The sequence below is a fragment of the Niallia sp. WK069_GA_01 genome (genome assembly GCF_983173855.1).
On sequence record NZ_OZ470138.1, the window covers coordinates 4,101,861 to 4,115,799 of the forward strand.

13 protein-coding genes are annotated in these 13,939 nt (G+C 36.9%); 6 read left to right on the forward strand and 7 right to left on the reverse strand.

The features are described 5' to 3' along the window. Window positions 1-5: 5 nt before the first annotated feature. Entirely contained in the window at window positions 6-764 is a 759-nt protein-coding gene (locus tag AC5LWL_RS19135) for a TPM domain-containing protein (RefSeq protein ID WP_493436664.1), read from the reverse strand. Beyond that, a complete protein-coding gene (locus AC5LWL_RS19140; RefSeq protein ID WP_493435799.1) occupies window positions 761-1,336 on the reverse strand; it encodes a LemA family protein in 576 nt (191 codons plus the stop codon). The genes AC5LWL_RS19135 and AC5LWL_RS19140 overlap by 4 nt, the downstream gene beginning before the upstream one ends. 616 nt (window positions 1,337-1,952) lie before the next feature. Between AC5LWL_RS19140 and AC5LWL_RS19145 the strand changes: the two genes are divergently transcribed. From AC5LWL_RS19145 to AC5LWL_RS19170, 6 genes are all read left to right on the forward strand, one after another. Continuing rightward, window positions 1,953-2,174, forward strand: a complete 222-nt coding sequence (locus tag AC5LWL_RS19145; RefSeq protein WP_493435800.1) for a spore germination protein — start codon at window positions 1,953-1,955, stop codon at window positions 2,172-2,174. A gap of 23 nt (window positions 2,175-2,197) precedes the next feature. Next, complete coding sequence (locus AC5LWL_RS19150; protein WP_493435801.1) at window positions 2,198-2,440, forward strand: spore germination protein GerPB; 243 nt, start codon at window positions 2,198-2,200, stop codon at window positions 2,438-2,440. Between the two features lie 17 nt (window positions 2,441-2,457). Further along, window positions 2,458-3,099, forward strand: a complete 642-nt coding sequence (gene gerPC, locus AC5LWL_RS19155) for a spore germination protein GerPC (RefSeq protein ID WP_493435802.1) — start codon at window positions 2,458-2,460, stop codon at window positions 3,097-3,099. Next, window positions 3,096-3,275, forward strand: a complete 180-nt coding sequence (locus tag AC5LWL_RS19160) for a spore gernimation protein GerPD (protein ID WP_493435803.1) — start codon at window positions 3,096-3,098, stop codon at window positions 3,273-3,275. The genes gerPC and AC5LWL_RS19160 overlap by 4 nt, the downstream gene beginning before the upstream one ends. A gap of 6 nt (window positions 3,276-3,281) precedes the next feature. Further along, window positions 3,282-3,734, forward strand: coding sequence for a spore germination protein GerPE (locus AC5LWL_RS19165; RefSeq protein WP_493435804.1), 453 nt, complete (start codon window positions 3,282-3,284; stop codon window positions 3,732-3,734). Window positions 3,735-3,924: 190 nt separating this feature from the next. Next, on the forward strand, window positions 3,925-4,143 hold the full coding sequence (locus AC5LWL_RS19170) for a spore germination protein (protein WP_493435805.1): 219 nt from the start codon (window positions 3,925-3,927) through the stop codon (window positions 4,141-4,143). 90 nt (window positions 4,144-4,233) lie between these two features. Here AC5LWL_RS19170 and AC5LWL_RS19175 read toward each other — a convergent pair whose 3' ends face one another. From AC5LWL_RS19175 to AC5LWL_RS19195, 5 genes are all read right to left on the reverse strand, one after another. Next, a complete protein-coding gene (locus AC5LWL_RS19175; protein WP_493435806.1) occupies window positions 4,234-4,773 on the reverse strand; it encodes an arsinothricin resistance N-acetyltransferase ArsN1 family A in 540 nt (179 codons plus the stop codon). A gap of 287 nt (window positions 4,774-5,060) precedes the next feature. Continuing rightward, window positions 5,061-8,804 carry a helicase-exonuclease AddAB subunit AddA gene (gene addA / locus AC5LWL_RS19180; RefSeq protein WP_493435807.1) on the reverse strand — a complete coding sequence of 1,248 codons (3,744 nt, stop codon included), beginning with the start codon at window positions 8,802-8,804 and terminating at the stop codon, window positions 5,061-5,063. Then, window positions 8,791-12,288 carry a helicase-exonuclease AddAB subunit AddB gene (addB, locus tag AC5LWL_RS19185; protein WP_493435808.1) on the reverse strand — a complete coding sequence of 1,166 codons (3,498 nt, stop codon included), beginning with the start codon at window positions 12,286-12,288 and terminating at the stop codon, window positions 8,791-8,793. Before addB ends, addA begins: the two co-directional genes overlap by 14 nt. 136 nt (window positions 12,289-12,424) lie before the next feature. Next, the gene (gene lepB, locus AC5LWL_RS19190) at window positions 12,425-12,979 is read right to left on the reverse strand and encodes a signal peptidase I (RefSeq protein ID WP_493435809.1); all 555 of its coding nucleotides are present in this window, start codon (window positions 12,977-12,979) and stop codon (window positions 12,425-12,427) included. Window positions 12,980-13,014: 35 nt separating this feature from the next. Further along, window positions 13,015-13,635, reverse strand: a complete 621-nt coding sequence (locus tag AC5LWL_RS19195) for a TVP38/TMEM64 family protein (protein WP_493435810.1) — start codon at window positions 13,633-13,635, stop codon at window positions 13,015-13,017. Window positions 13,636-13,939 lie beyond the last annotated feature (304 nt).

The following is a 13,939-nucleotide window of genomic DNA, read 5'->3' on the forward strand; positions in this document are numbered from 1 at the left end:
CATCTTTACCAACCTCTGCTGGCACCGCCACCGCCGGAAGAGCCTCCTCCGCCGCCTTTTGGCCCACCACCTCCGCCACCTCTTCCTCCACCACGGGAAAGGATGGACAGTATAGCATAAGTGAATGTACCGCCAAAGAATTTAATATCTAAAAATAAAGCAACAATTACAATAATAATAATGATCCACGTTGGGAAATCATTGGTATCAGCTGCTGTGGCAGGTTTTTCTGCTTTCAGCTGCTGCTGCTCATCTATATTGTATTCGGCGTAAACTTCATTTGCCAGCACTTTATAGGTTTCAGTTATTGCCTTATTCGGCTCCTGATTTTTTAAATATGGCAATGTATATTCATCTAGAATTCTTCCCGCTTTTCCGTCAGGGATTCTTCCTTCCAGGCCATAGCCTACTTCAATTCTGACTTTCTTTTCCTGTGTAGCAATAACTAATAAAAGTCCATTGTTCTTTTCCCTATTGCCAAGTCCGTATTGGCGAAAGGCTTCATTAGCATACTCATCAATCGATTGATCCCCAATTGTTTTTACTGTTAACACAGCTACTTGGGCCGTTGTTTGGTCTTCAATCGATCGGCCAATTTGATTTAATTCCTGCTTTTCGGATTCATTTAATAAATTGGCAAAATCCTGAACATATATATCGCCAACTGCTTTTGGAATATCACTGCTTGCTGCTAATGCATTCACACTAGTGAAGCAAAGAAAAAAGAGGGCAAATAATGCAGAATATAACTTGGAAGTCATTATCCATTGTCTCCAAAATCAACATTTGGTGCATTTTCCGCTTCCGGACTTGCATTAAAGTATTCTTTTTCATCAAAGCCAGTTATTTTTGCCATCACTACACCTGGAAATTTTTTCACTTTTTTATTATAGGATGCCACTTGTTCATTGTAATCTTTTCTTGCAACAGAAATTCTGTTTTCCGTACCTGCTAATTCATCCATTAATTGCGTAAACTGCTTATCCGCTTTTAAATTCGGATAATTTTCCACTACCACTAACAATCGGCTTAAAGCACTTGATAATTCAGCATTCGCTGTTGCCTCTTCTTCAGGGGAATCTGCACCAGCAAGTTTGGCACGAGCATTTGATACGGAAGCAATTACTTCTTTTTCATGAGAAGCATATCCTTTCACCGTATTAACAAGATTCGGAATTAAATCCAATCTTCTTTGCAGCTGATTTTCTATTTGTGCATAAGATTGGTCTACATCTTCCTCTGCATTAACAAATCCATTGTAGCTGGACATAAAAATGATAACGAACACGACAATTACTGCGACAGCAATAATTATTCCACTAAACTTTTTTTTCAATTTAATCACTCCTATTTTCTCTTTATGTGCGTGTTCAAAAAGGAGGATAAAAAGGATCGAGAAGTTCGAGGCGGTTTAGCTTTGAGCATCGGAACGTATGGTGTTAATACGTGAGAAGCGAAGAAGCAAACCAACGAAGAAATTCGATGTGTCATTTTTACCGGACTTTTTGAACAACCTCTTTATGTTTTTATATGTACAATTATTCCAGTATATACTAGCTTTCTCTTTTTGTCATAGTGAAGAAACTTTTACTCTGACGTTTTTACTGTCCCTAAAACAGAAAAGTCTGCTCTCTTTTCTTGGTAAATAATTTCTTTTATTATTCCCCCGTTTTCTCCATATCACACTACTACTTTCTTACGGATTTTCCAAGTGATAAATTCTATCCAAGCTGCACTTCTTCTTTAGGCTTACAATCCTCCCTATTCGGTTTCTTTTTCCAAATTCTACTCCCTCTAAACCATTTGAAAAACCTTTTCTATTGTTCGGTTATAGTCCAACCTCTGCCCTGCATATTCTTAACAGGAGAGCATAATTGATTTAGGCGAATGTATCACCACTCTAACCATTCAACATAGTATGTAAAAAGAATCTTAAGTAAAGGATGTTGATCATGCCCGCTATTGTTGGAGTGGCTCAAGTAATTTCCGTTGGGAGTAGCTCTATTTTTAATATTGGAGATGTATATAAAATGATGCCCATTTCTAACGCCAAAACGTTTTCTGGATCTGGTTCTTTTAATACAGGAGATGGATTAAATATAACCAATTATCAAAGCTCCACGAATACATTTGATAATGATGGAGTAGACCAGGCGAACTTTTTAAATGCCTAAGAAGAAAGTTTAAGGTGATAGGGATGAATTATTTTATTCAACAGTCAATCACAATTAATACGATTAAAATCGGCGGGATTACCAATTCTTCCGTTTTTCAAGTAGGTAGTGCAGGAATCATAAAACCAGCCTCCTATTTATATAATACAGGAGGTTTTAGTGAGGCTGCTCCCAATTCGCTGCCTGAATCTGGACTTGGGACAGCTAGCGACCAAGATTTGATTTTTTCTCCTTCTGTTCCCTTGCAAGCTCCTTCTAAAGCGTAATAAAGGAGGTATCTTTTATGTCCCAAGATTTTTACCAATATAGTGAACAGATGCGCTCTTACTTGCAATATCTTGAAAAAAGAATCAAAAAGTTAGAACAAACGGTCACTACATTAACAAGTGATCTAACCTCAATGAAAGAAAAACCTTCTATTCATGTTGATCGGATTGATTACAGTTTTGATCAGCTGAAAATTGAGACGTTAGAAGGAACATTAAATATTGGTCTTAATCCTGCAGATTTAGAAAAAATTGAAGAATTGTCTATTAATCCAAATGGTCCTGTTAACCCTATTAATCCAAAAGGCGCCTATTATCCACCTGCTGATCCGAAACAAATGATGAACCGTTCAATGGAAATAGAAGAAGCGATGCACCAGTTTATTCAACTGGAATTACCTGAAATGATTATCCAAAAGCAAAAGGAACTTGGTTTACAAGAGGATGAAGGATATATAACGTTTATCCAAGAAGATATCACCAAACAATTGCATACGAGAATCACCTATTATCTTCAGCAGCAGGAAAGAACAAACGAAGAAGATCCAGCAGTATTTTCGGAAAAGGTCATCACATCGTTAAAAGAGGAAATGGTTAATGGGGTTCATTTATTCTTAAGTAATATTCCAGATAACATGAAGGGGAGAAAAGATGTATGAACTTTCAAGTCTATAATAGAGATTTACAAGTGGGTGATATTCGCATTATCGGGGTATCGAGTTCCTCCATTTGCTTAATTGGCGATACGCAAACCATTCAGCTCGCTTCTACCTTTGATACACCTGCTGAATCGCTGATTATCGGTCCATTTGTACCGTTGATTCCGAAAGGATAACTTAAAATGCTGCAAAGAACATCTGTTGTTGACCGTCTGAAGGTTTCCACTTTATCGTTCTCTTCCTTTTTAGAGATTGGCGATGCTTCATACTTCCAAGCATTTTCTCGAGCTTTAGCCGTACAAAGGCAAAAGAAACTTTTTTATGGAATAGAAGGATCATTTAATGACTATCCCGTCTTTTTTGAACCGATCCCGCTTCCTCCTATTCAAGAAAATATAGTTTGTCAATTTGAAAATGTTAGACCAATTATTAAAGTAAATAATATTTATATAATTGGGGTATCTGCTTCTTCCTTATTTCAAATCGGAAATTGTTCCCATCTGTATGCAGAAACAAGAATAAAACATATTAGACAGGTATCAAATCCACAAGCAAAGTCAAATGGAAGTGCTCAAATACTTTTACAAGATCCAAACGAAATCCATTTAGATCAAAAAACAGAAGTTAATAAGTAAATCAGCTAATGAAGAAAAGCGCAAGTGCCTTGTTCAACCCCGAAGAAAAATGTTCTCATGACTCAGAAAGTGTCTTTTACTTTTAGAGGCAAAAGGTTATCTTTCACAGGGGTTAGGCGCTAGAACTAGACACTAATCTAAGTTGAAAAATTTTATACTTTCTTACCTTATAGAAAAAGGAGGAATTATTTTGCCAGCTATAATAGGTCCTGTACAAATTGTAAATATTGCAGATGGAGTAGTACAGTTTGGAGACTCTCTGTTTATATCCCCAAAAGGCAACTCAAAAGCTACTTTAGGTTCCGGTACTTCTAATACTGGGGCATTCATTATTACCAATAATGGCTTAAGCGCCAGCAACTATATCGATACTAGTCTGCTTGATCAGCCAAATGTTGCGAACAATTAAACTCTCAATCGAGTAAAATAAGAGTGTCTATCTATAGTTTATTTCTAATCGCCTTTGTCTTAACAAAGGTGATTTTTCTACTAGGGGATATCAGGACTCCGAAGGAAACAATAATTTTTCCATAATCATTATATCGACAAACTGGCCATCTACTATTCCTTGATTTTTAAAGATGCCTACCTCTCTATACTTCATTTTATGATAGAGTCCTTGTCCCAACTCATTAAAAGGGAAGGTGAATAGCACTAATTTATAAAATTGGTTGGAAATTGCTTCATGTTCTATTCTTTTTAATAACAATTTACCAACTCCTTTTCCTCTATAGTCTCTATGTACATAGATAGATAATTCTCCTACTCCATCATAAGCTGGACGGGCATTATACTGACTAATGGAAGCCCAGCCAACAACCTTTCCTTCCTTATTTTCTGCCAAAATAGCACAATAGCGACTTTGATGATTTTGGAACCAAAACTTTATATATGCTGCATCTTTTTGTTCCATTTCAAGGGTTGCTATTCTATCTTCAATTCCTTGATTATAGATGGTTAATATATCTTGAAGATCGTCTTCTTCTACTTTTCTTATTAACAATTTAAACCTCTCCCCACTAAGAAAGTCTTTAAACATTGTTCGTTACTAAAATTGTATCCTCGCTTTGTCCATCTTATCATAAATAGTTTTTATAGAGGTTGTTCAAAAAGTCCTGTAAAATGACACGTCGCTTTCTCACGTATTTATTTAACTAGAGGAACTTTAACTAAAAGCGATTCACCTTTTAGCAATGTTTAATTCATCACATCCTGTGGAAGGTCGATGGCTTATTGTATTTTATTTGTAGTAATACGGATTAGCTCAATCATACAAAAAACTGCCCAACAATTTTTCATTGTCAAGGCAGTTTTTCCCCTTATCTTTTACATTGTTAAAATATGTGCTCCATCAAAAAAGAACAAATATTTTTCATCGATTTTGCGTTTTAACATTTTTTCTAAAGCTTCTGCATACAACTCTAGTTGCTTTTCATATCTCACTTCTAAAACGGGCTTTGCTTCTTCATAGCCACTTTTAAACTTTCCGGTTATCGTATCTGTTTTATAATCAAGCAGAACCGAACCTTCATCATCTTCAAAGTATACATCAATAATCCCCTGAACTAAGATTGATTCGTCTTCGCCTGCCCAATCTGCATATACTTGACTTGCCGGATACGCAATATTAAAAGGAATTTCTCGCACTAGTTTATTTGCATGCAGCATCCTTTGCCCAATTTTTGATTCGAAAAAGGATACTATTGCTGTTGGCTCAATCACTTCAGCCTGCTCTGAGGTGATTAATTCTTTTCTCAGCATATCTTCCAGCAAGCATTCAATCGAATAGGACGTAATTTCCGCCTGCAAATCAACATGCTGCATAACCATATGCATTGCTGTTCCTTTTTCAGCAGGACTTAATTTTTTTTCCTGCATAAATTTTGGTCGATTCCATATTGATTTGCTCCATTTTTGCAGCAGTTCTGTTCCACTTTCTTCGTCTATACTTTCACTTTGTCTTTTCAACTCAGAAACAGATTGTTTGGAACGATAGACCGTGCTGTCTACATGAGAATACTTCCATGCTAATGTTTGCTGAATCTGCTCATTATAGGGAGAACTTATGTTTACTTTTTGGCCGCTTATTACTTTCTCCAACCAATTATCTTGCTCTTCCTCTTGCTTTATTGTATAACTAAGCACTTCTTCTTTTGCAAGAATGCGTATATTCCATGAAGAAGAATGTTCCGCTATGTCATTATGTGCATGCCATTTTTCTGGATGCAGCAATACATTCTCTTGATGCCTCACTAAAGCAGGACCAATCCAATCCAAATAGGAATTCGCTGAGGCACGGTCAAACTCATTTAACAGCCAATTTCCATGCCCTGCAATTTGTGCCCATTTTTGCTTCGCTTTTTCCACATCATTAACCGAACCAATTAAGATCAATTTCTCTTTTGCTCGAGTTAATGCTACATATAATACGCGCATTTCTTCCGCTAACAGTTCCATTTTTTTCTTTTTTCTAAAAGCAATTTGTGAAAGAGATGGATAGGATATACGGTTTTGTACATTGATATATTTAGTCGCAAATCCTAAATCTTTGTCTAATAAGAATGATTTTTTTAAATCCATTGTATTAAAGTTTCTACCCAGTCCAGCTATAAAGACAACTGGAAATTCAAGGCCTTTACTGCTGTGAATAGTCATAATGCGAATAACATCTTCCTGCTCTGTTAATGCCCTAGCCGCACCTAAATCATTGCCTCTATCTCTCATTCTTTCTATAAAACGCAAAAAACGAAATAAACCGCGAAAAGACGTTGCTTCATACTGCCGAGCACGGTCATAAAGTGCACGCAGATTTGCCTGGCGCTGATTCCCAGCAGGCAGTCCGCCGACAAAATCATAAAAATGCGTATCACGGAATAATTTCCAAATCAACTCAGACAATGCCCCCTGCCTTGCTTGTGTACGCCAATCTGCCAGCATATTAAAAAATGGTTTTATTTTATCAAATAAAGCATCTTCCCTATTGGCTCGCTGATAAAGGAAGGCTTGTACCGCTTCAAAAAATGATCCCTGTTTTTTGGAAATTCTAATCGTGCTAAGCTCTTCCTCATTCAGTCCAACAATAGGCGAACGAAGCACAGAGGCTAATGGGATATCTTGATATGGATTATCAATTACTTTCAACAGAGACATCATTATATTTACTTCTGTTGATTCAAAATACCCGGTTGTTATATTAGCGTAAGTAGGAATATTAAACTGCTTTAACTCTTCCATTATTTGCGGCGCCCATGTCATGGAACGAAGCAAAATGACCATATCTTTGTACATCATCGGTCGGTAGCTTTTCGTTTTTGGATCGTACACTTCCTGTTTATTTTCAAACAGTTCATGTACTTTTTTGGCTATGCTCCTTGCTTCTAATTGGGATTGCTCCAGCTCTTGTGCATCGAATTCCTCTCTGCCATCTCCCTCATTAGGCTGTTTATCCTCTGCTTTTTGATTAATAAGCATTACTTCAATCGGATAAGGAATCTCCTCTGGATAAGCAGCACCTTTGACAAGCTCAGCACTTTCATCGTATTCAATTTCACCAACTTGCACTCCCATTATTTGTTTAAATAAATAATTGGTGCCGTGCAATATTTCTTTTCTGCTGCGAAAATTTTTAGCTAAATCAATTTTATAGCCTGAATCATCACGCTCTTGAAAACGGAGATATTTTGCTAAAAATAAATTAGGTTCTGCTAAACGAAATCGATAAATAGACTGCTTGACGTCGCCCACCATAAATAAATTCCCACTGGCTTCCTCGTCTGCTGTTACAAGCTGAAGAATTGATTCTTGCACTAAATTTACATCTTGATATTCATCTATTAAAACTTCTTTAAATTGCTCCCGATAATATTGTGCTGCAGCAGAAGGCCTAAGCAGATGCTCCTCTTCAGCAGTGGGATCATTTAAAATTTCTAAACAATAATGCTCTAAATCAGCAAAATCGACAAGCCCTTTTTCCGCCTTCGCTGCTTGAAAACGATTAGAAAAGGCCTGAACTAGCGCAACAAGTGTTTCGATATATGGTTTCATTTCCTTTATATCTTTTAAAAAGCTTTGCGGCATCCGTGAAAATAATTCACTTTGCATTTCCAGCAGAATTTTTTTTGCCCGGTCCCTTACTTGCTGCCCTTCTTCCACTAGAGCAGGATCATAATCATCGCCTTTACACGGCTTTGCCCGCGAAAATTTTAGTAATTGCATCCCTTCATACAACGTCTGCCAACCATCATTTTTTGCCTGCACTAGTACTTCCGTTTGAGCAAGATCATCTGAAAAATTGCTGGCTCTAGGTGCAGGACCGCCTGGAAGTTTTGTCAATTCTAAGCCATACTCCAGCAGCTGCTTGGCTCCTTCTAAATGAAGTTCAATATCAAATAATAGTTCTTTAGCAAAAGGCAGGTCTTCCACTCTGCAATCTTCTTCTATCTTATACATCTTTGTAACAGATGATAAGTAACCACTCGGAAATGGATTAGCCCGAGAAAAATCATATACCTCTTGTATAATTCTTTGTAAAGCATCATCGCTGCGATCACTTGTAAATGCGTCGACAAGGTCAAAAAATGCATTATTTCCATTTTTTCCATATTCTTCTTCAAACAGCTCTTCTAAACATTCATCTCGAAGCAGTTGTGCTTCTGTCTCATCTGCAATTCGGAAACCTGGATCCAAATCAATTAAATAATAGTATTTCCTAATCACTTCTAAACAAAAGGAATGGATGGTGGAAATATGCGCCTTATTCAACAATGCCAATTGTTTTTTTATATGCATGGAATGAGGGTTGGCATTCATTTCTTTTTCCAAAACATCCCCAATTCGATGCTTCATTTCAGCAGCTGATGCATTCGTAAACGTTACGACCAATAATTCATCTACATTAATAGGAGTTTCTGATACAATTTTCCGAATCATTCTTTCTACTAATACAGCAGTCTTCCCTGATCCTGCCGCCGCTGCGACTAATATATCCTGCCCGCTTGTCATAATGGCATTCCACTGATCATCTGTCCATGTCACATCACTCGGTTTTACAGGAATTTCAGCCTTCCTCATGTCTATTTGCCTCCTTTTTAATCAATTCAAGCGCCTCTTCTTTTGAATAGGTTGTCAATTGGCGGAATTGGTTTGATTCAATTGCCTCATCAAACTGGCAGACTGATTTAAATGCACAAAACGTGCATGGCTTTTTTTCCTTTAATTTATATGGTGCTATATCGACCGTTCCACCAGTAATTTTATTTCCAGCATCCACATACTTATGGCGAACAAACTGTTGTAAATGATGAAAGTCTTCTTTTGAAGCAACTTTTGAGCGTTTAGATAATGTTCCATCTGTTTTAATTCCTGCTGGAATGATAGCTGAATCACCTTTTTCCAATGTTGCATCCATCAAACGAATCACATTTTCTTCTCCAAGCATTAAACCATTCATCTTAAACTTTTTTAATAATTCTTCTTCTATTTCCTCTAATGTTAAAATCCTTTTACTAGTAAGCATCGGATTATGAACATGGAAATAAAGAACACCTGCCGGATTCGCTTTTTTATCCACTAGCAGTTCGCTGTTTGTAATGATCAAATCTAAGTACGTAAGCATTTGCAGAGATAATCCGTAATACACTTCATTCATATTTAGTTCATGTGCACTTGATTTGTAATCAATGACACGCAAAAACACTTCGTTATCGACTTCCCCTTTATCGACCCGATCTATTCTGCCAACTAATTCCATCTTACTGCCATTTCTCAACGGAAATGAAAGGGAAGGAAGCTTTCCTTTTGGACCAAACTCCAGCTCTAAATCAATTGGTGAAAATCCGCTTAACTTCGCATGTTCACTCAAAATATAAGAAGCTCTGCTTATAATTTGTTCGAGCTTTCTCTTAATATAATGATGTCGATTCGTACTCAATAAAATTTCATTCTGCAGCTTTGGTGCTAACATATCTACGGCATCTTTCGCCAAGCCTTCACATTGTTTTCTCGTTAAATCAGACCATAATAACTTTTCTTGGAGAACCGTTTCTGCAATCGACTTTAAAGCTGCATGAAATAAATCTCCAATGGCTGGTGCTTCTAACCGAAACACTTGCCGTTCCCGAAGCTTTAATCCATGATTGGCAAAATGAGAAAATGGACAGGACTGGAATAGTTCCATACGCGATACACTGGCTGTTATCGTTTCCCCATATAGCTCTTTACTTGTTGTTTCTGCTAATGGCTTTGTAGAATTTTGATACGTTAAGCTGGAAAAAACCTTTGTGGCTGCATCCTTCCAGCCGTGATTATCCATATAAGCATTGTAAACATCCCACCAAAAGTCATAAATAGGATAATTTCGCTTCTTCAATTGCAGCTGTCCTGTTAGGTAAGATAAGCTTGTTTTCCACTGCACGGCATAATCAAGCTGCCCTGTTTCTCCTAACTCTTTTGGATCCGCCATAAAATAAACGGTCTCTGCATGAGGAAAATGCTCTCTCATTCTTTTTATATAAACAGAGGGTAATAATGACTTTCCCTCGTCATTTGCTAATGGATAGGTTAAATAAAGAAGTTCAGATGGTGTCGTAAATGCTTTGTAAGCGAGAAATTCTTCGTCTAATAATCTTGTTTTACTTGTTGGTGCAATCTTCATTCCACTCATAATGAGACTTTCTCTGTCACTATCTGCAAATATGCCTTCATCGGCAAACCTAGATGGAAATACGCCTTCATTTAAGCCAATGACAAAAGCTGCCTTTACATGATCTAAACGAGATTTCTCTAAATCTGCAATTAGAACTTGGTCAATAGCTGGTGGAACAAGAGAGAAACGTAGCGTATCAAGTCCAGCATCGAGAATAGCGGCAAATTGCTTATTTGTGATGTTCTCTTCTCCAAGCATTTCTACAAACTGATCCAATAAATCGACTATGCTGTTCCATGCTTGATCATGTTCACTCGCTTTTACCAGCTCGCCTTTTTGTTCTGATTCAGTCTTCCAATTCTCTAATTTTGTCGGAACTTCTAATTCTTCTAAAAATAAATACAATGCCTCACATTTCGAACGTCCGGATTTTGCTCGCTTTAACCTTTTTCCTAATCGTACTAACGGCGCTGTTAAGGACAGCCGGATTTCATTTAATATTTGCTCAATCTTTCTCTCCTGATCTGTTTGTACACCTTGCTCCCAATCCAAACCTTGAAATCTTCTATATTTCCAGCGATCCCTTTTTGTCCACTTATCGCCTTTTATTCCGTTAGCTAAACAATAGTTTTCTAACTGATCGACTTTTACTCGCAACCTATCTTTTTCTTCATGCAAAGGAAACAACAATTCTGTTTTAATGGCACGGAATACTGGCTCATATCTCCAATTTGTTTCGAAAATCTCCAATGAGGACCGAATCAGTTCTATCAATGGATGAAAATGCATCGTTCTTTTTTGATCAATAAAAAACGGAATCTGATAGTCTGTAAAAATAGTTTCAATAATATTTTGGTATTCGGCCATATTCCGTGAAAGCAAACTAAAATCCCGATAGCGATAATTTTTCTGACGAATAAGCTTTAATATTTCTCTTGCTATTCCTTCCACTTCTGCCCTTGGATTCACACTTTCAGCAAAATGGACCGCACTTTCTCCTTCAAATGCTTTATATGGCCTGCTGTCAAAATAAGCCTCTAAATGATTTAATGATTCCTGTTTGCTTCGTTTTACTTCTTGAAGAATGGTTTCTTCCACTTTAAGTCCAAATTGTTTTGCCATTGTATAAATCGTCTGAAATGTCTCTCCAGACATACGAAATAAATCAAGTTCATTCGGAATTTCATTTTTATACGGTTTATCTAAAGTAAATGTAATCGTTACATTACTGCAAGTATTCATTAATTGTTGAATAATTAAATATTCCTGTGGTGTAAAACTGTAGAATCCATCGATATATATTTCTGCTTTTTGTAAATAGGCTGAAGCTGAAATGCTTTCTGCAAGCAGACGAAAATAATCTTCGCTGTCGATATATTTTCCGATTATATTTTTTTCGAATTTCTCAAAAATCAGCTCTAAATCATGAAGCTTGTTCTCCAGTACTTTATTTAAACCGGCACCAGAGGACAACTCGTCTTGTTTGGTTATTAATTCTTCTGGGGTTACACAATATCTTCTAAATTCCGTTATAAGCTGCTCTACCTGACTAATAAATCCAGTTTTATCTGCCGCCTTTTTAAACAAGGTTAGATCTTCTTTATTTTCTTCAATTATTTTGCGAATGAGCATGCTGATGCCAACACTATTTATATGATAACGGCTAATTCCGCCTGTTTCTTGTAAAATTCTCCATGCAAGTCTAGTAAAACTATATGTTTGGGCGCGGAACATTCCTCCGATTCCTTTGCTTGTAACTAAACGCTGATCAGATAGAAATGTCATCTGATCTGGCACTAAATAAATAATAGGATTGCCTTCTGGATCTGCTAATAGCTTCTGGCGAATTTCTTCTATACAAAGAGTCGTTTTTCCACTACCAGCCCGACCAACTAATAATCGTACGGACATACTAGCTCTCCTCTCCTACCTTTTATACTTCTATAATCATCATAACATACAAACGAATGTTCTTATAAGTTCGTGTTTAAGTTCTTCTTTACCTAAAACGATTCAAAAACAAAAAAAGAACCCGATGAGTTCTTTTTTAAAAGGAAAACTGAAATTCATCTAATGGCCAATAGCGCAAACTCACTTTTCCCACTACTTGATCGATCGGGATAAATCCAAAATGCCTGCTATCCCAGCTTCCTAAACGATTGTCACCTAATACAAACAACATATCTTTAGGAACACTGCTTTTACCGGTGATTTCCTTCAAAGTAAAATCACCTGTCAGTCGGCCTGCTGCCACTTGCTTACGATAGCGATCTAAAAAAGATTCTCTATACATTTCTCCATTTATATACAAGTGATCATCCTTATACTCCACTTTATCTCCGGGAATACCAATAACCCTTTTTACATAGTCTTCTTTTTTATTTGCATGGAAGACAATAACATCAAAATGGTGAAAGTCACGAACTTTATACCCTATTTTATTCACGACCAACTTATTTCCATTTTGCAATGTGGGCATCATCGATTCTCCCTCCACCTCATAATTGGAGAAGAAAAAAGCACGAATTAAGATAAAAATGACACCGCCGACAGCTAGTGCCTTCAGCCATTCTATGCTTTCCTTTTTAAACGCTTCTTTCACTGATTATCTCCTCCAAGAGCACTAAATCCTTCTTTTTATGCCTTTTCTCTTTCTTTTCCTTCACTTGTATGGTTCATTTTGGCTTCTACCCGTTTTCCGACATACCACAGTATCAGAATTGCTATCGCTACAGGAATCGTACGCAATGGCTGGGCAATCATCGACTTTAAATCATATCCAATAAAACTAATAGTAAAAATCATTACTAATTTCCCTGCAATAACGGCAAGAAAATATTGACCCACTCCAATTCTTGATAATCCGGCTACAATATTAACTAATGCGGATGGAGTAAAGGGAAAGCATAAAAGAATAAACAATGGTCCAAATCCATGTTTTTCAATCCACGCCATGAGTTTCTGCACCTTTTTATGATTTCTAATAAAACGTAATAATTTTTTTTGGCCATACCTTCTAGCCAATAGAAATACTAACAATGCTCCTCCACATGTGCCAATCCAAGAATAAAGAAAACCAAACCAAAAACCAAATGCATTTACATTCGCCATAATGAATAAAAACAATGGCAAGAATGGAATAAATGCTTCAAGCATTGGTAGTAAAATTCCTGGAAGTGGTCCAAAAGAACGATAACTATCAATTAAATGCATAATATTTTCAATTGTAAACCATGCTTTAATTGTTTCCATATCCATAAAAAAACTCCTTGCCATTCTTTACGCAATTAAATTATATACTTTTCCCACCATCTTCTTTTATTACTCAACCATACATTTAAAAAGACGATGGGCATATCTACGTAATTTTTGTGTTCACACAAGCTACCCTGAAAAAAGGCTTTGGCTCTCTCAATAAGTCCGCCTTCGCTTTCCATGAGGCGGTCGCCGAACCTCCTCGGAGCATCGCCTGTCCCGCTAATCCCATAGGAGTCTTCGTGTATGCCGGCCTTGTAAAACTTAAGCACCCTGCATCTTTTCGAGCGCCATGATGCAAAATTTG